Origin of the sequence: Paraburkholderia sp. Ac-20340, assembly GCF_017104965.1 — a bacterium.
GTDB lineage: Bacteria > Pseudomonadota > Gammaproteobacteria > Burkholderiales > Burkholderiaceae > Paraburkholderia.
In genome coordinates this window covers 1-23,950 of the sequence record NZ_JAAGPR010000029.1, presented here as the reverse complement: position 1 = coordinate 23,950, position 23,950 = coordinate 1, and the positions used below count along the sequence as shown (strand labels likewise).

The following is a 23,950-nucleotide window of genomic DNA, read 5'->3' as shown; positions in this document are numbered from 1 at the left end:
GCGACTATGCACGTCCTTCTGACAATCCTTAACCATGCAAAGCAAATAAACGGTGAGCAATCATCTGCCGGTTTTGATAAGAGTCATATAAACTCCGCTGAACTCCGAACGTTGGCGCACTCCCGAATCAGGGCGGGAAATGCGGAATCGCCAATATCACCCGACGACGGCTGGCTGTGCACGACTGGGGGCAGCCGTCGCGATAAGACAAAGGGCCGTTTGCGATGCGAGTTTCCGTTCATGTCCGCCTCGGCGCGCTGATCGCCGGGCTGCTGCTGGCGTCCAGCCTTCTCGCAGCCGACAAGCTGGCCGCTGCGTCGGCAAGCAAAGCTCAGCCCAACGCCACTTCAGGCACGCCAACTGCTACACCCACCGCCGCCGCGCCGGCGCCCGCCTCCGGGCCGGATATCGGCATCGGTCTTACGGGCGGCGTAGCGGGCAGCATCGCCACGACACCTGGCGGCAGCGGTCCCGCGGTGATTCAAACGGCGCCCGGCAAGATCGCCATGCCGGCGGACGCCACGCCGCTCCCCGTCGGTCCGACCCGCACGCGCACCTTCTCGCTGCGCCAGATGGGCGTCTACGGTCCGATGCAATTGCGCGGGCTCGATCCCACCGGCTATATGAATGTCGATGTACGCACCGACGAAGTCGTCAACAGTGCGAAGTTGCGCCTCGTCTACACGTACTCGCCGTCGCTTATTTATCCGCTCTCGCATCTGAAGGTGATGGTCAACGGTGAAATCGTCGCGACGATTCCGCTCGTGAAGGAAACCGCCGGGCAGATGGTCACGAGTGAGATCAATCTGGACCCGCGCCTCTTCACGGACTACAACCGCATCAGCGTGCAGATGATCGCGCACTACACGCTCGATCACTGCGAAGACCCGTACCACTCGGCGCTGTGGGCCGATGTCGCGCCCGAAAGCACGCTCACGCTCAACACCACCGGCATCACGCTGCCCAACAGCCTCGCGCTGCTGCCGGTGCCGTTCTTCGATCGCCACGACAACACGCTGCTGCGCGTGCCCTTCGTGCTCGCGGCCAACGCGGGCGTGCCGACGCTTCATGCGGCCGGCGTAGTGTCGTCGTGGCTCGGCGCGCTTGCGAGCTATCGCGGCGCGCGCTTCCCGGTCGTGCGCAGCGCACCCGCCGACGCCAACGCCGTCGTGCTCGCACTGCCCGGCCAGGTGCCCGCGGGTCTGACGCTGCCGGAGATCAAAGGCCCGACGATCTCGGTGATGGCCAACCCCGCCGCCGATCCGCAATCGGGCCGCAAGCTGCTGGTGCTCGCCGGCCGCACGCCCGAAGAACTGGAGAAGGCCGCCGATGCGCTGGTGCTCGGCCAGGCCGGCATGTCGGGCGACAGCGTGATCGTGCAATCGGTCGATATGGGTCCGGCGCGCAAGCCTTACGACGCGCCGAACTGGGTGCCCACCGACCGCCCCGTGCTGCTGCGCGAACTCGTCAGCGATCCTCAGCAATTGCAGGTCTCGGGCTACAACCCGCCGATGATCCGCGTGAACATGCGCGTGCCCGCCGACCTCTACGCGTGGGCGCGCAGCAACGTGCCGCTCGACATCCGCTATCGCTACACGGCGCCGTCGACCTGGAACGATTCGGTGCTCAACGTGAGCATCAACGACCAGCTGGTGCGTTCGCAACGTCTGCGTCCGGTCACGCGCTCCGCCGACGAAGCGCGCATCAACGTGCCGCTGCTCACGGGCGCCGATGCGCGCGCGACGAGCAACATCGAGATTCCGGCCTTCCGCGTCGGCTCGAACAACCAGTTCCAGTTCCAATTCCACATCGATTCGCAGAAGACCGGCCTGTGCACCTCCACCGCCACGGACGTCGCGCGCGCCGCGATCGACCCCGATTCGGTGGTCGATTTCAGCGACTTCGCGCACTACACGGCGCTGCCGAACCTGGCCTACTTCGCCAATAGCGGCTATCCGTTCACGCGCATGGCCGACCTCGCGGAATCCGCCATCGTGATTCCCGATGCGCCCAACGCGCAGGATCAGGAAGCCGTGCTGACGATGCTCGGCCATATGGGCCAGTGGACCGGCCTGCCCGCGCTGCGCGTGAAGATCGTGCCCGCCAGCCAGATCGACAGCGTGAGCGGCGACGACCTGCTGGTGATCGGCTCGGGTTCCGCGGCCACGCTGCTGCAGAAGTGGGGCAAGGATCTGCCGCTGCTGATCGAGCAAGGCAAGACCGCAGTGACCACGCGCGATCAGCGCAGCGGCTGGCCAGGCTGGCTCGGCGGCACCGAAGACATGGACGACGCAACCCCGGCAGGCCGCTCGATCGTCACGCTCGGCGGGCCGATCGCCGCGCTGATCGGCTTCGAGTCGCCGCTGTCGTCGGGCCGCAGCGTGGTGGCGCTGGCCACGACATCGTCGGCGCAACTGGGCGATGTGCTCGACGCGATGGACGATGGCACCAAGGTCTCGGCGATCCACGGCGATCTGAGTCTCGTGCGCCAAAACGAAGTGGAAGGGATGCGCGTGGGCGATCGTTACTTCGTCGGCGATCTGCCGTGGTATGCGCGCGTCTGGGTGCATGTCTCGCGCTATCCGTCGCTGATGGCGCTCGCGGGGATTCTCGCGGGTCTGATCGTCGCGCTTACGGTGTTCTGGGCGCTCGGGCGCATGGCCGCTCGCCGCACCGGAGACTGACGATGCGGCCGGGATCGTCCCGCCTCGCGCGCTGGCTCGCGGCTGGCGCCTGCGCGTTCGCGCCGCTTGCACTGCTTACGCTGCCCGTCGCCGCGGGCGCGGCGCAGGCGGCGGGTTCGACGCCTGCCGCTGCGGCCAAGGCGACGCCTGCATCGGCGAGCACAAGCGCCTGCGCGTGGTCCGACTGGACCGCGTTCAAGCACACCCTGCTTTCCGCCGATGGCCGCGTGATCGACGCCAGCACGCCGCGCCAGATCACCGTGTCCGAAGGCCAGTCGTATGCGCTCTTCTTCGCACTGGTCGCGAACGACCGCGCGGCCTTCGACAAGATCCTGCAGTGGACCGAGAACAATCTGGCGCAAGGCGATCTCACGGCGCATCTGCCCGCATGGGTCTGGGGACGCACGGATATCGACGAGAAGGGCGCGCCCGTGGCTGCATCGGGTGCCTCGGCGGCGGCTTCCGCCAGCGCGACGCAAGCCTCGAAAGGCACGTGGGGCGTGATCGATTCGAACTCCGCCAGCGACGCCGATCTCTGGATCGCCTACACGCTGCTCGAAGCGGGCCGGCTCTGGAACGAGCGCCGCTACACGGCGCTCGGCACCGTCATGGCGCGCAACATTGTGCGCACCGAAACGGCCACGCTGCCGGGTCTCGGCCGCACCGTGCTGCCCGGTCCCGCAGGCTTCAAGATCGACAAGGACACGTGGCGTCTGAACCCTAGCTACGTGCCGCTGCAGGTGATGCGCCGTTTCGCGCTGGCGCTGCCCGAGGCGAGCGAATGGAAGGCGATGCTCGACAGTTCGACGAAGCTCGTGAACGACACCGCGCCGCATGGTTTCTCGCCGGACTGGGTCGTTTATCGCGGCAAGGACGGTGCGAAGAACGGCGGCAAGAACGGCTTCGGCCCCGACGCCCCCACGCACGCCGAAAGCGCCTATAACGCCATCCGCGTGTATCTGTGGGCAGGCATGCTCGCCTATGACGATCCGCTGCGCAGCACGACGCTCGCCACCTTCACGCCGCTCTCCGGCTTCGTGGCGGCGCACGGCTTCCCGCCCGAACGCGTCGATACGCAAACCGGCACGCCGGCTTCGAACGAGGGCAACGGCGGCTTTTCGGCGGCGGTCGCGCCGTATCTGTCGGCGCTGGGCCGCACCGATCTCGCCGACGCCCAGGTCGAACGCAGCCGCACGCTCGCGCAAAAATCGCCGCCCGGTTACTACAGCAGCGTGCTGATGCTGTTCGGCCTCGGCTATCTGCAAGGCCTTTATCACTTCGACGCACAAGGCCGCGTCGCGCCCGCATGGACTACCCGATGCCCGGCCCCGCGCTGACCGCCCTCGCCCGCCCGTCGCGTGGCCAGCAACCGCGCGCCCGTCTGCGCGCGACGCCGCGCCTGTCGTCGCTGCTCGCGCTGCTGATCGCGGCGTCGCCATTCGTTGCGCGCGCGCAGAACGCGCAGAACGCCGCGATGGCGCCGAGCGCGCAGAACTCGCCGCAGCCCGCAGCGAACGCCGCCGCGCCTTCGGCACAGGCCGCGCAACTGCTGTCGGGCGCGCGCATGTGGATGTCGAAGAACCGTCCCGACGTCGCGCAAACGCTGGTGCAAAAAGCGCTGCTGTTCAATCCGCAGCAGCCCGATGCGCTCGCGCTCATGGGCGAGGTCGAGTTGCGCATGAACCGCCCGGCCGAAGCCGCGAAGGCGCTCGCGCAGTTGCAGAAGATCGCGCCGAATGCGCCCGCCACCCAGGAACTCGCCGACGCTTATCGCGTGGCCACCAAAGACAAGAACGAACTCGCCGAAATCCGTCTGCTGGCGAATGCGGGCAAGTCAGAGGAAGCCGCCCCACGCATGGCGAAGCTGTTCCCGAACGGCGCGCCGCGCGGCGATCTCGCTCGCGATTACTACCGCATCATGTCGGGCACGAGCGCGGGCCGCGTGCAGGTCATCAACGAACTGCGGGCGCGGTTGAAACAGAACCCGGGCGACGCGCCCTCCGCGCTGATTCTCGGCGACCTGCTGACCGATCGCGCCAGCACGCGCATGGAAGGGCTGAACCTGATCTACGGCGTCTATCAGCGTCAGGACAGCAACCGCGCCGAAGCGCTCGAACTCTGGCGGCGCGCGCTTGCCAGCGCGGGCCACGACGATCCGGCCTATTACGTCTGGTATCTGCGCTATCTGCAACAGGTGCCCGACGACACCGACACGCAGCAGACCGTCGCCGATCTCGCGAAGAAGCTCGGGCCGAACGGCGTCGCCCAGGCCAATGCGGCGGCGGCGAGCGGCAAGCCTTATGTCGTCGCATCGAATAACGGCGGTGGAAACGGCGGTGGCAGCCAGACGCGTGCGCGCCCGGCCGGTCCCGGCGCGGCGGCGCGCAATCGCGGCCTTGCGCAAATGGAGCGCGGCGATCTCAAGGATGCCGAAGCATCGCTGCAGAGCGCCCAGCGCGCCGATCCGAACGACGGCGAAACGCTCGGCGCGCTCGGTCTCGTGCGCATGCGCGAAGGCCGTCAGGACGAAGCGCGCGATCTGTTCGCACGCGCGCTCAAGCTCGATCCGGATAACGCCGGCAAGTGGCGCAGCCTCGAAAAGACGGCGAGCATCTGGGGCACCATTGGCCGCGCGCGCACCGCCAATTCGCAGGGCAAGCCGGAGGAAGGCGAAACGCTCGCCCGTCAGGCGCTCAAGCTCGATCCGGGCAATAGCGACGCCACGCGCATCCTCGCCGATTCGCTGATCGCGCAGAAGAAGTGGAACGAGGCGGAAACGCTGCTGCGCCCGCTCGTCGAAGCAAAGCAGCCCGACATGGGCGCGCTGCGCAGTCTCGTGACCGTGCTGCGCGCGACGCATCGCGACAACGAAATCGATCCGCTGATCACGGCCACGGCGCCGCGTCTGTCCGGCTCGACCGCGGAACTCAAGCGCCTGCGCGCCGACCTGCTTTCGATCCAGGCCGATCAACTGCTCGCCCAAAACCTCAAGAGCCCGGCCATCGCCAAGCTCGAAGACGCCGTGCGCCTCACGCCCGACGACGCCTGGACGCGCTTCACGCTCGCGCGCCAGTATCGCGATCTGGGTTTGCCCGCGCTCGGCCGTCAGGTCATGGAAGATGGCCTGAAAGTCTCGCAGGCGCCCGACATGCGCTACGCCAGCGCGCTCTATCTGAATTCCGTCGATGACATGGACGGCGCCGCCGCGCAGCTCGATGCGATTCCGGTCGCCCAGCGCAGCGACGGCATGCGCGAACTGATGGGCAATCTCAAGGCGCAGAAGCAGCTTGCGCAGGCGCGCCAGCTCATCGCGCAAGGCAAGGAAGACGAAGCGCGCGCGCTGCTCGACAGCGCCGCCGCCAGCGCCACGGCCGCCAATGATCCGCAGATGCTGGCCACGGTGGGGCGCGAATGGATCGCCATCGGCGAAACAGACAAGGGGCTCAAGCTGGTGCAGGACTGGCTCGCCGCGCATCCGGTCGATCCGGCCGCGAACAGCGTGCGCGTGCGCTATGGCGAACTGCTCGGCGCGGCCAATCGCGACGACGAGTGGGCGAAGTGGATCGACGCCACGCGCGCGCAGCCCGGCATCACCGACGAACAGCGCGCGAGCCTCGACGATCAGGAACTGCGCCTCGCCGTGCGTGCCACCGACCGTCTGATCGAAGCGGGCGATCTGCGCCGCGCGCAGCGCACGCTCGACGCCGTGCCGGATCGCCTGAAGTCGAACCGCCGCTGGCTGCTCGAAGAAGCCGATGTGCTGGAAGCGAAAGGCGATTACAAGGGCGCGCTGGCCTGCGCGCAGAAGGTGCTGGCCACGCAGCCGAACGACGCCGATGCGCGCCTGACGGTCGCGCGCCTCTACGAACGCATGGGCCGCAATGCGCAGGCCGCGCAGATGGTGCGCGACGTGCTCGCCGACACGCCCGAAGACGACGTCGATACGCGCCTTGCCATCGCGCGGCGCTTCACGGCGCAAGGGCTCAATCAGGACGCGCAGGATGTGGTCGATCCGCTGCGCGCGCGCTATCCGGACCGCTCGGATGTCACGACGCAGGCCGGGCGCGTGGCGCAGTCGCGCGGCGACTACGACGAAGCCGCCAGCCTCTATCGCACCTCGCAGACCCAGGAGCAGGCCGAAGGCGCGCAGCCGGACACCACCGACGGGCTGACATCGGCGGCCCGCGCGCTGCAAGGTCTGGAAGATCGCAAGCAAGGGCAGATCGCCACCGAGTGGTATCAGTCGAATCTCTCGGGCGACTCGGGCATTTCGGAGCTGCACGCCACCGAAATCCCGCTCTACGTGCGCATCCCGGATGGCTACACCGGCCACTATTTCTTCCACGCCGATACCGTCTATCTGAACGCCGGCACGCTGCCCGCCAACGATCTGCAAAGCGCGTATCAGTACGGCAAAATCGCGGCGCTCGGCAATACCGGCCTGAATCCGGTCAACGAGACGGCCACGGGCGTCGCGCTGGCGGCCGGTTACGAGTACAACCGCGCGAACACCAACTGGCGCGCCGATATCGGCAGCACGCCGATCGGCTTCCCGATCACCAGCGTGCTCGGCGGCCTGCTGTATCGCTACGATTTCCCGCACGCGTCGCTGTCGGTCGATGTGTCGCGCCGGGCCATGACGAGCACGCTCGTGTCGTATGCGGGCGGGCGCGATCCCGTCACGGGCGAAACCTGGGGCGGCGTGGTGCGCAATGCGATCAGCGTGCGCGGCGCGCAGGATTTCGGTCCGGGCACGCTGTTCACGAGCGTCGGCTACGGTCTGCTGACCGGCACCAACGTGCCGACCAACCAGGAACTGCGCATCCGCAGCGGTTACGGCCTGACGGTCTGGAAGCGGCCCGACCAGAACGTGTCGAGCGGCCTCACGATCAACTTCTGGAAGTACTCGAAGAACGAGCACTTCTATACCTTCGGCAACGGCGGTTATTACAGCCCGCAAAGTTATCTGTCGTTCGGCATCCCGATCGACTGGACCGGGCGTTACAACAAGCTGTCGTGGGAGATCGACGGATCGGTAGGCGTATCGTTCACCAACGAGGACCGCTCGCCGTATTTCCCGACCAACGCCGCACTGCAGTCGCAGGCCGCCGCTTACATGGCCGCCAACGGGCTGGGCTCGCCGTATTTCGGCGGCGGTTCGGGCGGCGGCTTCAGCTATGCCGTGGAAGCCGCGCTCGAATACCGCGTGACGCCGCACTTCACGGTGGGCGGGCGCTTCCGGCTCGACCGCTCGCGCGATTACGCGCCGAACGTGGGCCTGCTGTACCTGCGCTACTTCTTCACGCCGCAGCACGGTCCGGTGCCGTATCCGCCGACGCCGGTCAGGCCATACTCGGAATATTGAGGCATCGTATGAAGACTTCGATGGACAACGCGCTGCCGACTCTCGCCACGACGCTGGGCCGCCCGCCTGCGCCGCGGCTGGCCGCGCCGGGAGCGACACGATGAACCAGCCCGCCCGCGAATCCACCGCCGGCAAGGCGCAGGCCGCGCCCCACGCCGCCGAGCCGCGCAAGTCGCTGCTCGCGCGTCTGTCACAACGCGAGCCGCTCGCCGTCGACGGTTTGCCGCCCGCGCTGGCCACGCTCGGCATGGGCCTCGTGCATATCGTCTACGCCAACGCCTCGCCCGCGCGCGACGCGCTGTTCTGGGAGACCGCCGCCGCCGCGCTCGAAGGCCCGGCCACCGTGCTGTCCACGCGCGATACCGCCAGCATTGCCGCCACGCTGCGCGAGCACGGCATCGACATCGACCGGCGCGACGCCACCCATCACTGGGCCAATATCTGCTCGCTCACGCCGCTCGAAGGCCGCGACGGCGCGCAGGTGCTGATCGAGGCGCTGGAGGCGCTCGCCAACCAGTGCGCCGCGCCCGCGAGCCAGTTCTATATCGAAGGCGCGGAAGCCTTCTTCGCCTGGCACGACGCCGCCGCACTCGCGCGCCAGGGCGCGCAGCTCGCCAACTGGTGCGCGCAGCACCGCTACGGCGTGCTGCTGGTCGCCGAGCCGCCGGGCGCGGGCGAAGACAACGCACAACCCGCGCTCGCCGCGTTCCAGGCGCGCTTCGCGGGCGCGGCGCAGTTGCTGCAGACGCAGGGCCAGTTCCACTGGGAAGTCGCGTTCTGGCGCACGGGCGATGCGGTGCTCGGCAGCCAGTCGTTGCCGTTGCGCTTTTCGGCGGTCGATCATCGGCTGACGGTGTCGGGCGGGGTCTTCTCGAATTCGGCGGGCGAAGCCGGTCTGCTCGCGCCCGACGAAGGCCGCGTGATCGTGTCGCGCGACGCTGTGCTCAACGAGCGCGTGCTGCCGCCGTCGTGGCAGGTCGTCGACGATAACGAGGCCGCGCTCACCGCCGCGCGCAATGCCGTCGCCGCGACCGTGGTGCTCGATTTCGGCGCGAGCCGCGACCTCGAAGCGCTCGCCGAACACGTCCACACGCTGCGCCTGCAATGCGGCACCGCGCTCAAGATCATCGTGCGCGAAGACGGCGTGGCGATGCGCTACGAATCGCTGATGCTCAATCTGGGCGCGAACCGCGTCGTGCCGCGCAACACCACGCTTTCGCAGGTCGAAGCGATCGTCGAAAGTCTGCAGGGCCAGGTATTCTCGCGCCCGATGCCCGCCGATTACCGTCAGGCGCTGGCCGCCGTGATGCATGGCGACGAAAGCGGCTACGTCAGCGCGACGCACTTCGTCGAACTCGTGCGCGCCGCCGTCGAACGCAGCCGCGTGATCCAGTTGCCGAACGTGCTGATCCGCCTTGCGCTGATGCCCGAAGTCGCGCACGTCGATGCGTTGCAGGCCTGCCATCAGCGCCGCGCGGGCGACATCATGACGGCGGCGGGTGACAGCCTCTACGTGTTCTTCTTCGCGTGCCGCCTGGGCGACGCCGATGCGGTCTGCCAGCGCGTATTCCTGCGCCCGCTCGCCGAGCTGTTCCAGGGCGAGCAGCGTTGCGGCGATTCGAGCTCGATCGGCGCGCTGCTGCAAACGCTCACCGACGAAATCGACGCGCAAACGCCGCCCGATTACTCCGGCTGGCTCGCGCTGAATGCGCCGCAGGATGTGCCGACGCAGGAGCACAAGCAAGTGCAGGAGCAGGCGCCCGCCGCGCAGGAAACAGCCAAACCGCAGAAAGCGCAGGCCACGAAACAGGCTCAGGAGCCACAGCAGGCGCCCGTGATTCCCGCCTTTATCGCACCGCGCGAAGTCGCGCCTGCCGCGGTGGCGCGGCCCTTGCCGTCGTTGCCCGCGTTGCCCGTGCTCGCCGATACCGCGCCGGCGGCGCCATCGGCTGCGTCCACGCGCGCCGAACCGCGCCGTGCCGCGCTGCCGCTCAAAGCTCAGGGAACCCGCTGATATGGATATGTTCTTCGGCTATTTCATCTGGGGGCTGATTCTCGCCGCGCCGCTCTGGTGGCTGGCGTGGCGGCTGCGCCTCGGACGCTTCCTGCCCGACTGGGCGCGGCCGGTGCGGCAACGCCCGCTCGAATTGCCGCAGCAACTGGACGCGCTCGTGATCCGCGGCAAGCGTCGCAAGGATCTCGTGGTGCGCCGCCCATCGACGGTCGCCGCCACGGCACCGGCGCCCGCCAACCCCGCCTCTGCGGCCACTCTCGCGGAACCCCGCTCATGAAAACCATCGCGATCGTCTCCGCCGTGGGCGGCGCGGGCCGCACGACGCTCGCCGCGTCGCTGGCGGGCCTGCTGGCCGCACGTTCGCACACGGCGCTCGCTGTTGAATGCGATCCGCGCAACGTGCTGGCGCTGCATTTCGGTCTGCGCGAAAACGCGCGCGAAGGGCTGGTCACGCATCTCTACAACCCGAACGCCGCCGGCGACGACTGGGCGCGCGCCGCGCTGCAAAGCGACGACGGCGTGCTGGTGCTGCCGTGGGGCAGCGTCACGGCCGACGGCGAGTCGACCACCCACAGCAGCGACGACGGCGACGGCACGACGCGCCTCGACGCCAATCGCCGCTGGCTGCGCGATCTGCTCATGCGCGTCGATCTGCCGTCCAGCACGCTCACGCTGATCGACGCCGCGCCCTGGCCTTCGGCGCACGCGCGTCAGGCGATCGAAGCCGCCGACCTCGTGCTCGGCGTGCTCACGCCCGACGCCGCCGCCTGCGCGACGCTGCCGCGCTTCACCGAGGCGCTGGTGCGCGCGGGCAAGCGCACCGCCTTCGTCGCGAATGCCGTGGTCCCGGCCCGCCAGCTTCACACCGACCTGATCGCGCTGCTGCGCGCGCGTCTGGGCGCGGCCATGCTGCCATACGTAGTCCATGCCGATACAGGCGTGCCCAACGCCTTCGCGGGCGGCTCGAACTTCTGCCGCAGCGCGCCGGGCTCGCAGGCCGCGCACGATCTGAACGGTATCGCCTCGTGGCTGTCGCACTGGGCTTCGGGTGCGCTCTCCGAACTCGCCAGCGATCTGCCCGAAGGTGCGAGTCCGCCGCCGCCGGACCGCTTCGCAGGAGGCCGGGGATGATCCGCGCGAGGGTGCAGACGTTCTGGGCCGACTACGTGAGCGACCCGCTGGCTCGCTACTGGCGCGCGCTCTGGGTGGGTCTGCGCCGCGTGAGCGCGCCCGAACTGAACGTGGCCACCGATGCGGGCTTCGGCGCGTGGCTGCTGCGCCTCTTTTTCCGCCCGCCGCGCCCCGGCAAACGCGACTGGCCCGCGCTCGCCTTTTCCGCAATCGGCCGCGATATCGTCGCGCGGCTGAACCTCGGCCAGGACCGCAGCGCGGGCGCGTGGCTCCTGCGCCTCTTTCTGCGCCCGCGCCGTGGCCGCCGCCGTTTCGCCGCCGATCTGCGCATGGTCCACAAGCAGCCGCAAGCGCACAAGATCGCGGCGCGCGTGTGGCTCGACCGCAAGCTCGAACCGCTTTATCGATATGGCCGGCGCGTTGGCGCAGCAATCGCGGCGCGCCTGCCGGCAATCGACTGGGACGGCATCCAGCACCGCCTCGAAAAGCTCTCCGAAGCGCTCGACAGCGTGCCCTTCCTGCGCCAGTGCCTGCTCGTGCTCGCCTTCATCACGGCGATCACCATTTGCACCACGCCGCTGCCGCTCGGCGACCAGGTGCTGCTGTTCTTCCTCGTCTGGCTGGTGGTGATGCTCGCGCGCCGCGTGCCGGGCCGCCTGTCCACCATGCTGATGGTGATGCTGTCGATCATCATGACGGGCCGCTACGTCTGGTGGCGCTCCACGCAAACGCTGCACCTCACCAGCCCGGCCGAAGCCATCGTCGGGTATGTGCTGTTCGCCGCCGAACTGTACACGTGGGTCGTGCTGATGCTCGGCTACGTGCAGACGGCCTGGCCACTGCGCCGCAAGCCATCGCCGCTGCCCGACGATCCCAACGACTGGCCCACCGTCGACATCTACATTCCCACTTATAACGAGCCGCTCGCGGTGGTGCGCCCGACCGTGTTCGCCGCCAGCACGATCGACTGGCCGCGCGACAAGCTGCGCATCTACCTGCTCGACGACGGCGACCGCGACGAATTCCGCGACTTCGCCGCGCATGTGGGCATCGGCTATATCCGCCGCGAGGAACACACGCACGCGAAGGCGGGCAACATCAATCACGCGCTCAAGCTCACGAGCGGCGAGCTGATCGCGATCTTCGACTGCGACCACATTCCCACGCGCTCCTTCCTGCAGACGACGGTGGGCACTTTCCTCGCCGATCCGAAATGCGCGATGGTGCAGACGCCGCACCACTTCTTTTCGCCCGATCCGTTCGAGCGCAACTTCGACACCTTCCATCGCGTACCGAACGAAGGCAGCCTTTTCTACGGTCTGATCCAGGACGGTAACGACTTCTGGGACGCCACTTTCTTCTGCGGCTCCTGCGCAGTCATCAAGCGCGCGCCGCTGGAGTCGATCGGCGGTATCGCCACCGAAACGGTGACCGAAGACGCGCACACGTCGCTGCGTCTGCATCGCAATGGCTACACCTCGGCGTATCTGCGCACGGTGCAGGCCGCGGGCCTCGCCACCGAAAGTCTCGCGGGGCACATCGGCCAGCGCATCCGCTGGGCGCGCGGCATGGCGCAGATCTTCCGGCTCGACAATCCGTGGTTCGGCAAAGGGCTCTCGTTCTTCCAGCGCATGTGCTACAGCAACGCCATGCTGCACTTCTTCTACGGGCTGCCGCGTCTGATCTTCCTCGTGATGCCGTGCGCGTTCCTGTACTTCGGACTGCACGTCATCAACACGCCCGCGACGGTGATTCTCGCCTACGTGCTGCCTTATCTCGTGACCGCTGCGATCGCCAATTCGCGCATCCAGGGGCGCTACCGGCATTCGTTCTGGGCCGAAGCGTACGAGAGCGTGCTGGCGTGGTACATCGTGCTGCCGACCACGATCGCCGTCGTCAATCCGAAGCTCGGCAAGTTCAACGTGACGTCCAAGGGCGGTCATATCGAGGAGGATTACCTCGACTGGACCATCTCCACGCCGTATCTCGTGCTGCTCGGCATCAACGTGGTCGCGATTCTGTGCGGTATCGGCCGTCTGACGATCTGGCAGACCGACGAACCCGCCACGGTGTTCATGAACCTGTTCTGGGCGCTCGTGAATCTCACCGTGCTGGGGCTGGCCGTGGGCGTGGCCAAGGAAGCGCGTCAGGTGCGCGTGGCGCACCGCATTCCGCTGCGCGTGCCCGCCATGCTCACGCTGCCCGACGGCCGCACGCTCGCCTGCAAGACCGAAAACTATTCGATGGGCGGTCTGGGGCTCGTGCTGCCCGTCGAAGCGGGCGACGAAAAACTCGATTCCGGCGAGCGCGTGAGCGTGTGTCTTTCGCGCGGCTCGGTCGAGCACGACTTCCCCGCGGTGGTCGCGCGGCTCGCGGACCGGCGCCTGGGGATTCGCTTCGAGGATATGTCGATCGAGCGCGAACGGCGTCTGGTCGAATGCACGTTCGGTCGCGCCGACGCCTGGCTCGAATGGGAAGACGTGCCGCGCGACGACGCGCCGCTCAACGGTCTCGTCGAACTGATCCTGCTGAGCTGGCAAGGGTATCTGCGTCTGGCCGACGCCTTCTTCGACGCGCTGGAGAACATCTTCACGCGGCGGCGCGACGAAGGGGGCAAACCGGCGCGTCAGCCGTAACGCGCAGCCGTATTTATCGCTATTCGAAACGCAGCAGCACCACCGAATTCACGCCGCAATTACGCTGGAACGCGACTCACTATGGGCCTCTGGAATCTCTACTTCGCCGCCAAGCTGTATCTCTTCTCGCTCGGGAAGCTGCAGATCGTCTGGCTGCTGAACATCCTGTTCGCCGTCGCGCTGCTGGTGCCGCTGCACTGGCGCTGGCTGCGCATCACGCGCAATGTGCTCGCGATCGTCGCGGGCTTCGTGCTCTTCTATCACGAGTCGGGCTGGCCGCCGATCAGCCGGGCGATCTCGCAGATTCCGGTGCTGCTGACCTTCACGCCGTCGTACATGCTGGAACTGCTCGGTCGTCTCGTGTCGCTCAAGGCGATCATCGCGGCCGTGCTGGCGGTGCTGCTCTACTTCCTCGTCAATCGCTGGATTCGCGTGACGACGCTGGTGCTAATCGCGCTCGTGGGCATTCCGCTTTATCAGGGCGCGGGCACGCTGGTCGCGAACGCCACCAGCGCGCTCGCCGACAATAGCGACAACGGCGATAACACCAACCGCAACGCCAACGAGCCGAAGAACGAACAGGCCGGCGGTTACGACCAGCAACTCGCCGCTTTCCGCTCCAACGAGGAAGGCCGCCACGTCACCTTCACGCCGCTCACGAGCGATACGAGCGCGCAGTTCGACATCATCGTCGTGCATATCTGCTCGCTGTCCTGGGACGATATGGATGTCGTGAAGATGCGCAACAACCCGCTGTTCTCGCGCTTCGATTACGTGTTCCAGAACTTCAGCTCGGGCGCGAGCTATAGCGGCCCGGCGGCGATCCGCGTGCTGCGCGCGTCCTGCGGACAGGAGGCGCACAAGGCGCTCTACGATCCCGCGCCGCCCGAGTGCCATCTGTTCACGCAACTGGCGCAGGCCGGTTTCACGCCGAACGCGCTGCTCAACCACAACGGCCGCTTCGACAATTTCCGCGGCACGGTGATCAACGAAATCGGCGTGCCGGGTGTGACGATTCCGTCGAACGACGGCCTGCCCGTGTTCATGAAGGAATTCGACAACTCGAATCTGTACGACGACTACGACGTGATCGCGCGCTGGTACAAGCAGCGCATTGCGGCGGGCGGCGGTCCGGTGGCGCTCTACTACAACACGGTGTCGATGCACGACGGCAACCGCCTGCCGAACAACAATCTCACGAGCCTTCAGTCGTATCCGATCCGCCTGCAGACGCTGCTGGGCGACGTCGATAAAGTGATCAACCTCGTCGCCCAGTCGGGTCGCAAGGCCGTGATCGTGTTCGTGCCGGAGCACGGCGCTGCGCTGCGCGGCGAAGAGAACCAGATCGCCGGCATGCGCGAAATCCCCACGCCGAATATCGTCCACGTGCCGGTGGGCGTGAAGGTGGTCGGCCTGCCGGCCGGCACCGACCACGCGGGCGGCCCGGTGACGATCGACCAGCCGACGAGCTATCTGGCGCTCGCGCAACTGCTCGCGAATCTGGTGGCGAAAAGCCCGTTCGCGGTTGGCGCGCAACCGCTCGCGACTTACGCGCAGAACCTGCCGCAGACGCGCATGGTGGGCGAAAACGAAGGCACCGTGACGATGGCCACGCCATCGGGTTACGTGATTCACACGCCGGACGGCGTCTGGGTGGAGGGCAAGTAAATGGCGCTGAAACTCTGGGGCAGTTCGCGTCGCTCGCGTCGCAGTCCGTTGCTGCCCGGCGATATCGATGCGCTCGCGCGTCTGGTCGATGGCGTCGATGCCGATCGCTACTACGATGTGCAGGCGCTCGAAGCCTGGCAGGACGCAGCCGGGCGCTGGCCGCTCGTGGCCGCCGTGCTCGAACTCAAGCCCGAAACGGACGACTCATCGGCATAACTGGGCGATGGCGCGTCTAGACGCGCTCGGCGTAGACGGTGCGCTCGATCGGCATGCAGCTCAGGTTGCGGCCGGTCGGTTCGATATAGCGTTGCGCGAGTGCGGCGGGTTCGAGCTGCTCGATGGCGCGCCAGCCGTAGGGCGCGAGAAACGCACGCAGCGCCTGCGGATCGAGACCGAAACGCCAGACCGGGCGCGACGCGACGAAGCGGCGATAAAGCGGCGCCATGCCCGGCGGTACGTCGCCTTCGAGAAAATCACTGCAGATATAGGTGAAAGCCAGGCGGCTGCCCGGCTTTGCGCGAGAGAGAAACGCGAAGGTGGCGCGCACGGACGCTTCGTCCAGGTATTGCGTGACGCCTTCCCACACGAAGAACGTGCGCAGCTCGCGCCGGTAACCCTGCGCGGCAAGCGCAGCGTCGAGCGCCTGATGCTCGAAATCGATCGCCACGAGCGTCATATTCGCGGGCACCCGGCCATAGCGTTGCTTCAAACGGGCGCGCCGCGTTTCGATATTGGCGCGCTGATCCAGCTCCCACGCAGGCACGCGGTTGTCGTCGAGCAGACGTAGCGCACGGGTATCGAAGCCCGCGCCCAGATTCACGAATGCATCGATCTGCGGCAGCGCTTCGCTGAGCTTGTCGTCGATGTAGCGCTTGCGGCAGAGCAAGCCGCCCCACAGCCCCGGATAGTGACGCTCGGCCATGGCGCTCATGCGCGTGGCCGTGCGCGCGCCCGTCATCGACAGAAACCAGCGCGCAGCGGTGGGCAGGAAGGATTCGGCGAGTTCGTCGTGGACGATGCGACGCGACGGCGCCAGGCGCTGCTCGACGGCAACCAGCGCCATCGGCCCGATCGCGGTGCGGGCGGCTTCCATCGTCATCGCGCTCTCCATCTGTGGCGGCTTCGGGGACGCTTCAGGACAGCGTCGGGCGGCCTCGGCTGCGCTTGTGGGGAAGCGGGTACGGGTAAGGATCGCCGTGGAACAGTTCCATCGTCAATTGCGTCCAGTCGGCCTTGCGTGATGCGGCTAGCGTGCGGACGCTCCGCAAGCCGGTGCTGGTGCCGCTTTGTCGCGCGGTCGCGCCGCAGTCTGTGGGCACCGTATCGAACAGGTCGCGTGCGAAGAGTTCGTGCGTATCCCCGCTGTGGCCGCTGTGGCCGCTTTGGCCGCAAGTTGCCGGCATCGCGGGCCAATCGCCGCAGCGTGTGCGGGAGATGTGCGCTGGCGTGTCGCTTTCGGCCTCGCGTGCGGCCAGATGCACCGCGGCGGTTTCGCGCGCCTGCGTCACCAGCTCGAACAGATCGCTCGTTACGCCGCGCGTGTGTTGCGCCGATGCCTCGCTGCGCAGGCGCTTCGTGAGGTCGATATAGGCGTCGAGATCGGCGTTGCGTACCGCTTCGTGCAGCTTCGCCATGTCGCGCGCCTTCACGCGCGTGGGCTGCACGAGCTTCACGAAATACGGCGCTTCCAGTTCGACGCCGAACGCAACCGGATAACCGTTCGCGCCAAATTCCGCGCCTGCGCGTTCCGTCGTGCCGATGCGGTCCACGACCACGGTGCCCTGCGACGCGCACGGCGCCTTCGCGGTGCTGACGCTACGCAGACGCTCGGGCTGCACGCGCAGGCCGCTACCCAGCGTGAGTTCGGTGGGCGACGCGCACACGAGCGCGTAGTGATGATCGCGCAGCTTGCCCGACGGCAAGCGCGTGCGGCTCGTCACGAACACATGTTGCGGTAGCTGACGCACCTGCCCGCTCGCATCCACCCAGGCGTTCCAGACCAGCGCGTCTTCGCGCCGCACGTCGGCCACACGCGGGCGACTGGCCGCCGGCGAGAACAACGCCAGCAGCGAGCCCGTACGCAGCGCGGCAAGCTGCGCGCTGTTGCCGAGCGACTGACTGATGCCCCACAGAAAACGCCCACCGCCCAGACGGCGCTCCCACTCCTTGCGCAGGACGATCGTCGGGAGATCTTCTCCCGTTTCGGAACCGATCCTGGACCAGCAGAACGTGGGCGGTAGGTGTTTCAGTGCCATCGACTTCCTCGAAATGCGCCGAGCCCACCGGATTCGGCAGGCAATTCAATAAACGTTACTGTATAGGTATAATGCATGACATGGAAGGCCCAGACACTCATTTTCCCGTGCAGGAACTGCTGCGCCGGCTAGCGGCAGACACGCGCTCGTCCAGCCAGATCGCGCGGCTTTCGGGGGTTAGTCAGCCCACGGTTTCGCGGTTGCGTCTATCGAATGGGCGCAGGGTTCGGCGCAGCGCGTCATTCAATAAGCTATGCAATTTCTACAATATGGATGCCGCCTCGCGGCATGCGTCGGCGTATAACGACCTGCTGCGCAATGCCATCGTCGATGTCTGGGACGGATCGGAGGAGCACGGGCGCGCGCTGCTCGTGGTCATCAAGGGGCTCAAGGAACTGCGCGAGCGGGCCGGTCGCGCGTGAGCGAGAACCGTGCATGGCATCTTAGGTAACCCGATTTGGGAACAAGGTCGCCAGCAGGCATGGCATACGAGCGAAAAAGGCAGGTTTAGTCGCTTTCCAGACTTGCTTGTGTGCCTTGTCGCACCGACATTGCATAGAAATAGGCACGATGCGGGCAATACGCTCCCATAACCGGTGACCTTTCGGCTCGAGCGGGAACCTATGCGAAACAAGGCCTCGTTTTTTCGGCGAGTGTCTATATATAGAGAAGGCCGTCGCGTTTCGCGACCCGCCCGTAACTTTTCGTTTGCTTGCCTGTCACCATGAATTCACCGTCGACTGACGATCGCGCTGCATCGCTGCGAGGCCAGTGCCTCTGCGGCGCCGTGCGCTATCGCGTCGCCGATGCATTCCGCTACGCCTTCAACTGCCATTGTTCGCAGTGCCGGCGTGCAACCGGCGCGGCTTTCAAACCGTTCGCAGGTATCGAGCGCGCGCATTTGCGTCTTGAACAGGGTCGGGACGAGGTTTCGGTTTATGGAGATGTCGATGCCGCACACGATGTCCATTGCGGACGTTGCGGCTCGCTGCTGTATTCGGTCGTACGCGAAGGCGCGTATGTGCACGTGACGCTGGGTACGCTTCTCGATGCGCCGACGATTCGCCCTCAAGGGCATCTCTTCGTCGCATCGAAAGCGCCGTGGTACGAGATTACTGACGCATTGCCTCAATATGACGAATTTCCTTCGTAATATTCCAGCGCACTTGCCGAAGTCAACGCACAAGCGCGCAAGTACGTTCATAATGATGGGTTGGCACGCCGCAGTCGCCGTAATGGGGAGCGATCGTAGTGTGCCACGTGCATCCCTGCGCCATTTCGACGCAATTTTGCTGCGGCACCGCCTGGCCGTTTGTCCAACGAAGGAAAACGTGCGAACCATTGGCCGGTTATTGCGTCAAATCACGCGCTTGAGAGAACGCGGAGCGCTCAACAGCGCCACTCAGACGTCGTATCTAAAACGTTTCGACCCTGCAAGGGGCGATCTGTGCGTCCGCGCGACGATACAGGTTGCCTCCTATGGCGTAACGCACTACCATACGCGATCTTTCTGCATTGCACGAAAATCCAGGACGCCACGCCCCTGTGCGTTTGGCGCTCGCTCGGCGGGCCGGCACGCGCCCCCGCCCATTCCCCTGCAATTTCGTCATCGCCAGGACGCCACGCCGCTGGCGCGTGACCCTTTTTGCCCTCGCCGGGCATTCCTCTCGAGGAGAATGTATTGACTAGCCATGACCGGGAAGACGCGCTGGCCTCGTCTACCCGCACCGCACGCCGCGGATCCAAGGACAAGACCGGCGATACGACTCAAATGGACGGTTCCTCGCAGCTCGAAAAGCGTCAGCACCAGATGCGCGCGCTGATCAAGCTCGGCCGTGAACGCGGTTACCTGACCCACGCCGACATTAACGACCACCTGCCCGATAACTTCGCGCAGACGGCCGCGCTGGAAACCATCGTCGCGACCTTCAACGACATGGGCGTGCAGGTCTACGAGCAGGCGCCGGACGCCGACACGCTGCTCCTGAACGACGAAGCACGTGCCGACCAGCAGGCCGACGACGAAGCCGACGAAGAAGTCGAAGTCGCGCTGTCGACCGTCGACTCGGAATTCGGCCGCACGACCGACCCGGTCCGCATGTACATGCGTGAAATGGGTTCGAGCGAGCTGCTCACGCGCGCAGGCGAAATCGAAGTCGCCAAGCGCATCGAAGACGGTCTCCAGGAAATGATCCAGGCGATCGCGGCTTGCCCGTCGATCGTCGCGACGATTCTCGCCGACGCAGACCGCGTTGCTGCGGAAGAGATGCGCATCGACGAACTCGTCGACGGCATCGGCAGCGGTGACGCCGAGCAGGAACCCGCACCCGCCGCAGAAGCCGAAGCCGATGACGCCGTCGAAGCTCAGGCATCGGACGAAGAAGAATCGGACGATAGCGACGACAGCGACGAAGAAGCAGACAACGCCAAGGCGAACGAAGCGCAACTGGCCCAGCTCAAGGCTGACAGCCTGGCGATCTTCGCACGCGTGCGCGCGCTGTTCGAACAGATGACCTGCACGACCGACGCCGACGCTCGCGCGACGGCCGCCGAAATGCAGATCTGCGCGGACATCCAGCAGGAACTCGCACAGATCCGCTTCACGGCTCGCACGATTGACCGCCTGTGCACGCTGCTGCACGAGCAGGTCGCGGGTATCCGCGCGATCGAACGCAATGTGCTGGCGATCGTCGTCGACCGTTGCGGCATGCCGCGCGAGGCGTTCATCGAGCAGTTCCCGGGCAAGGAAACCGATCTCGAATGGGGCGTGCGTGCTGCCGCTTCGTCGAGCAAGTACGGTCCCGCCATCGAGCGTAGCCTGCCGGCCATCCAGGCCGAACAGCGCAAGCTCGCTGAGATCGAAGCCGCTGCTTCGCTCTCGCTGCAGCAGATCAAGGCGATCAACCGCCGCATGACCGCTGCCGAATCGAAGATGCGTCAAGCCAAGGGCGAGATGGTCAAGGCCAACCTGCGTCTCGTGATCTCGATCGCGAAGAAGTATGTGAACCGTGGCATGCAGTTCCTCGACCTGATCCAGGAAGGCAACATCGGCCTGATGAAGGCGGTGGACAAGTTCGAATACCGCCGCGGCTGGAAGTTCTCGACCTACGCAACGTGGTGGGTTCGTCAGGCTGTGACGCGTGCGCTCGCCGACCAGGCGCGTACGATTCGCGTGCCGGTGCACATGATCGAAACGATCAACAAGCTGAACCGCATCTCGCGCGAAATCCTCCAGCAGACCGGTATGGAAGCTCATCCGGCCGATCTGGCGGCTCGCATGGGCATGACCGAAGAGAAGGTGCGCGGCATCCTGAAGATCGCCAAGCAGCCGGTTTCGCTCGAAAGCCCGGTCGGCGACGACGGCGATGCCACGCTCGGCGACATGATCGAAGACGCATCGTCGAGCTCGCCCGCCGATGCAGCGATCCACGCGAACATGCGTGCCGCCATCGACGAAGCGCTCAAGGCGCTGTCGCCGCGCGAAGCGAAGGTGCTGCGTATGCGTTACGGCATCGACACGACCTCGGACCACACGCTCGAGGAAGTGGGCAAGCAGTTCGACGTGACGCGCGAGCGTATCCGCCAGATCGAAAGCAAGGCGATGCGCAAGCTGATGCACCCGAGCCGCGCCGACAAGCTGCGTCCGTTCCTGGAGCGTTAATAGCGGTTTTATCGCTACGCTACGTCGGACTGGATCCGGCGCTGGAATGAAAAAGCCCGTCACGAAAGTGACGGGCTTTTTGTTTGGTGCGCCTGGTACGTTTGGTACGTTTGTCGCGAAGGGAATCGCGATTGCGTCGAACGTCGCTTAGTCCGTACCGTACTTCGGCGAATGTGGACCGTAGAGCAAGCCCGTCGGCGCACCCGCGTGCAACAGGCGATAGCTCGTGATGCCCGCGATGTCGTGGCTCTTGTCGGTCAGCGAGTTCGCGACCTGTTTGATTGCGGCCATGACCAGCATCGCAATCAGTCCGCCGCCGTTGTTGTTGCTCTCTTCGCTGTTGGCCGTTGCCGAACCTTGCCAGAGAACGTCGCCGCTCTTGAGATCCACCAGCTTCGCCGACGCCGTCACGATCGTTGCGCTCGCAAGCACTCGATACTGCGTGCAGTACTGGGTGATCGTCGAATACACGACTGCATCGGCGCCGAAGATCTCACGCAGCTTCGCAGCTGGGGTCTGCTGGATATCGCCTGCCGTGGTGAGGCCGTTCTGCTTGAACGTTTCTTCCATCACCGCGACCGGAATCACGTAGTAGCCGGCTTCGGCGAGGGGCATCGTCATCTGCGACAGCATGCTGTTTGACGCGTTGACGTCGGTCGTCGAGTTGTCGGGCGGCAGCACGAGAATCGAGCGCGGACGGGCGTTCTTGAACGCCGTGTAATCCACGTTCTTGGCCGGATGCGCGCAGGCGGCCAGCAACGCGAGCGCGGACAGCGCCAGCCAGAGCTTGAGAGAAGAAAATCTGGACATATCGATACGCTCGCTTATTGTTGTTTCGGTTTCTTCATGAGGAAGTCCATATAGGTCGTCGATTCCGGGAAGAGATGCTTCTCGGCGTCGAATTCCTGCATGGCCTGCGTGTCGTTACCGACATTGGCGTACAACATCCCCAGTTGCGCGTGGAAACCCGGCGGCGGCGTGTTGCCCTTGGCACGGATCTCCTGCAGCGACTTTTCGAGCGCGTCGATCTGCTCCTGCGGCGCCTTTTCGCCCTTCAGGTAGTCGTAGACTTCCGGCTGATAACCGGTCCATTGATAGAGCGACGGCGTGGCGGGCGCGCAGCCCGCAAGCACCAATGTCGCCGCCGTGATGGGCAGGCAGATTCCCCGAAGCGTGCCGATGTATTTCATTGCAAAACCCCGTTTGCGTATTTGTTGTGATCGAGCGTGAAGCACCAGTCGCGAATCGCGCGTGCTCAATGCGCGGTGCGCAGTGCGCCCGCATCGACCTGATCGGCCAGGTGGTTGACAGCTTCCTGAATCGCGAGTTCGAGCACCTTGCCGTTGAGCGTCGAGTCGTAGCTTGCGGTGCCGCCAAAGCCGATGATTTCGCGATTCGACAGGCTGTATTCGCCCGCGCCTTGTGCCGATGCAATTACTTCCGACGTCGTCGTATCGACGACATTGATATTCACTTTCGCGTATGCAATCTGGTTCCTACCGCTGCCGAGAATGCCGAACAATTGGTGATCGCCCACTTCCTTGCGGCCGAATTCGGTCACGTCGCCAGTAATGACGTAGTTGGCGCCCTTGATTGCCTGGGCTTTCTTCGTGAAGCCGGCTTCCTGACGAATCTCGTCGAGATTGTCGCGATCGAGAACGCTGAAGCGGCCGCTTTGCTGCAGCGACGTGATCAGAATGGTTTTCGCCTGGCCGCCGAGACGGTCGATGCCGTCGGAGAAAATGCCGCGCATATAGGCTGAGCGATTATCGAACTTACCGACGGCGATCTGCACCGGCTTGCCGACAGCCGGGCGCTGCGCGCTTGCGACCGGCGCGACCGGCAATGCGCGCGACGATTCGGTAGCGCAACCGCTTAGTGCGGCAACGGCCGCGACGGCGAGCACGGCAGCGCAAGTTCTGGACAGCTTCATGGATTCTCCCTGGTTTTAGAACGGAAACGACAACGACAAGCGCGTGCATTGCGGCACGCGCGAAGTGAAGTGGCTGGAGAACAGGGAGCGGCTGCGCAATGCAGCGTGGCGGAAGATGCGCTGGAGGCATAAGACGCGAATACGCTGCGCATCGCGTCGTGGCGAACGCAAGAGGCGCAGTATGTCGCTGCGCGTGTGGTCATTCCATCGGCAATGCATGCTTCTCGCTTCCCGCACGCTGGCGCATGCGCAGAAGCCCCCGGATTCTTGTTGGTGTTGCGTGTTTTTTAAGTCAGTAGTTAAACACTACACACGCGTGTATCGGCGGGTTTTAGAGAAACTTTAGGAAATCGACGATTTAATGCGTATTAGATTTTTATTTGCGCGCGCTTCAAATCGGATTAAAGAGCTTTAAAACGCGATTTAAATCGCATTCGGCGATTTTTTGTATGCGGAGAAGGCACGCGATCGATGCGATCTGCGCGTGCTTTTTCCGCCCGCGTAAACGCCAGAACCCCGGTTCTCGCTGTGAGAGACCGGGGTTCTGGACGTACTGCATAAGGAGCCTGACGATTACCTACTTTCACACGGGCAATCCGCACT

18 protein-coding genes and 1 pseudogene are annotated in these 23,950 nt (G+C 65.5%); 12 read left to right on the top strand and 7 right to left on the bottom strand.

Annotated elements, in window-relative coordinates; all coding sequences use genetic code 11:
- Positions 1-224 precede the first annotated feature (224 nt).
- From bcsB to bcsR, 9 genes are all read left to right on the top strand, one after another.
- Complete coding sequence (gene bcsB, locus G3N59_RS28010; protein WP_205986081.1) at positions 225-2,684, top strand: cellulose biosynthesis cyclic di-GMP-binding regulatory protein BcsB; 2,460 nt, start codon at positions 225-227, stop codon at positions 2,682-2,684.
- Positions 2,685-2,686: 2 nt separating this feature from the next.
- Positions 2,687-4,021 carry a cellulose synthase complex periplasmic endoglucanase BcsZ gene (gene bcsZ, locus G3N59_RS28005; RefSeq protein WP_205986080.1) on the top strand — a complete coding sequence of 445 codons (1,335 nt, stop codon included), beginning with the start codon at positions 2,687-2,689 and terminating at the stop codon, positions 4,019-4,021.
- On the top strand, positions 3,991-8,049 hold the full coding sequence (locus G3N59_RS28000; RefSeq protein ID WP_241024319.1) for a cellulose synthase subunit BcsC-related outer membrane protein: 4,059 nt from the start codon (positions 3,991-3,993) through the stop codon (positions 8,047-8,049). The genes bcsZ and G3N59_RS28000 overlap by 31 nt, the downstream gene beginning before the upstream one ends.
- Before the next feature lie 100 nt (positions 8,050-8,149).
- A complete protein-coding gene (gene bcsE / locus G3N59_RS27995; RefSeq protein ID WP_205986079.1) occupies positions 8,150-10,063 on the top strand; it encodes a cellulose biosynthesis protein BcsE in 1,914 nt (637 codons plus the stop codon).
- 1 nt (position 10,064) lies between these two features.
- Positions 10,065-10,340, top strand: a complete 276-nt coding sequence (locus G3N59_RS27990; RefSeq protein ID WP_205986157.1) for a hypothetical protein — start codon at positions 10,065-10,067, stop codon at positions 10,338-10,340.
- The gene (gene bcsQ / locus G3N59_RS27985; protein ID WP_205986078.1) at positions 10,337-11,194 is read left to right on the top strand and encodes a cellulose biosynthesis protein BcsQ; all 858 of its coding nucleotides are present in this window, start codon (positions 10,337-10,339) and stop codon (positions 11,192-11,194) included. Before G3N59_RS27990 ends, bcsQ begins: the two co-directional genes overlap by 4 nt.
- Complete coding sequence (gene bcsA / locus G3N59_RS27980) at positions 11,191-13,830, top strand: UDP-forming cellulose synthase catalytic subunit (protein ID WP_205986077.1); 2,640 nt, start codon at positions 11,191-11,193, stop codon at positions 13,828-13,830. Before bcsQ ends, bcsA begins: the two co-directional genes overlap by 4 nt.
- 81 nt (positions 13,831-13,911) lie before the next feature.
- Positions 13,912-15,498: a cellulose biosynthesis protein BcsG gene (gene bcsG / locus G3N59_RS27975; RefSeq protein WP_205986076.1), complete on the top strand. Its 1,587-nt coding sequence runs from the start codon at positions 13,912-13,914 to the stop codon at positions 15,496-15,498.
- A complete protein-coding gene (gene bcsR, locus G3N59_RS27970; RefSeq protein ID WP_205986075.1) occupies positions 15,499-15,714 on the top strand; it encodes a BcsR/BcsP family cellulose biosynthesis protein in 216 nt (71 codons plus the stop codon).
- 16 nt (positions 15,715-15,730) lie between these two features.
- Here the strand turns inward: bcsR and G3N59_RS27965 are convergent, their stop codons facing one another.
- Entirely contained in the window at positions 15,731-16,597 is an 867-nt protein-coding gene (locus tag G3N59_RS27965) for an SAM-dependent methyltransferase (RefSeq protein WP_205986074.1), read from the bottom strand.
- A 409-nt stretch (positions 16,598-17,006) separates the two neighbouring features.
- Positions 17,007-17,753, bottom strand: a pseudogene (locus tag G3N59_RS27960) (hypothetical protein); the annotation flags it as partial.
- Positions 17,754-17,833: 80 nt separating this feature from the next.
- Here G3N59_RS27960 and G3N59_RS27955 point away from each other — a divergent pair.
- On the top strand, positions 17,834-18,175 hold the full coding sequence (locus G3N59_RS27955) for an XRE family transcriptional regulator (RefSeq protein WP_205986072.1): 342 nt from the start codon (positions 17,834-17,836) through the stop codon (positions 18,173-18,175).
- 308 nt (positions 18,176-18,483) lie between these two features.
- On the opposite strand, the gene G3N59_RS37470 is transcribed toward G3N59_RS27955, so the two are convergent.
- Positions 18,484-18,723, bottom strand: a complete 240-nt coding sequence (locus G3N59_RS37470) for a hypothetical protein (RefSeq protein ID WP_346777953.1) — start codon at positions 18,721-18,723, stop codon at positions 18,484-18,486.
- Between G3N59_RS37470 and G3N59_RS37465 the strand changes: the two genes are divergently transcribed.
- Positions 18,640-18,906, top strand: a complete 267-nt coding sequence (locus tag G3N59_RS37465) for a GFA family protein (protein ID WP_346777951.1) — start codon at positions 18,640-18,642, stop codon at positions 18,904-18,906. The genes G3N59_RS37470 and G3N59_RS37465 overlap by 84 nt on opposite strands.
- Positions 18,907-19,434: 528 nt before the next feature.
- The gene (rpoD, locus tag G3N59_RS27945) at positions 19,435-21,414 is read left to right on the top strand and encodes an RNA polymerase sigma factor RpoD (protein ID WP_205986070.1); all 1,980 of its coding nucleotides are present in this window, start codon (positions 19,435-19,437) and stop codon (positions 21,412-21,414) included.
- Positions 21,415-21,561: 147 nt separating this feature from the next.
- Here rpoD and G3N59_RS27940 read toward each other — a convergent pair whose 3' ends face one another.
- From G3N59_RS27940 to G3N59_RS27925, 4 genes are all read right to left on the bottom strand, one after another.
- Positions 21,562-22,224 carry a DUF799 domain-containing protein gene (locus tag G3N59_RS27940; protein WP_205986069.1) on the bottom strand — a complete coding sequence of 221 codons (663 nt, stop codon included), beginning with the start codon at positions 22,222-22,224 and terminating at the stop codon, positions 21,562-21,564.
- A 14-nt stretch (positions 22,225-22,238) separates the two neighbouring features.
- On the bottom strand, positions 22,239-22,604 hold the full coding sequence (locus G3N59_RS27935) for a DUF4810 domain-containing protein (protein WP_205986068.1): 366 nt from the start codon (positions 22,602-22,604) through the stop codon (positions 22,239-22,241).
- Between the two features lie 65 nt (positions 22,605-22,669).
- A complete protein-coding gene (locus G3N59_RS27930) occupies positions 22,670-23,347 on the bottom strand; it encodes a CsgG/HfaB family protein (RefSeq protein WP_205986067.1) in 678 nt (225 codons plus the stop codon).
- 401 nt (positions 23,348-23,748) lie between these two features.
- The coding region (locus G3N59_RS27925) for a hypothetical protein (RefSeq protein WP_205986066.1) at positions 23,749-23,950 on the bottom strand (202 nt) is incomplete at its 5' end.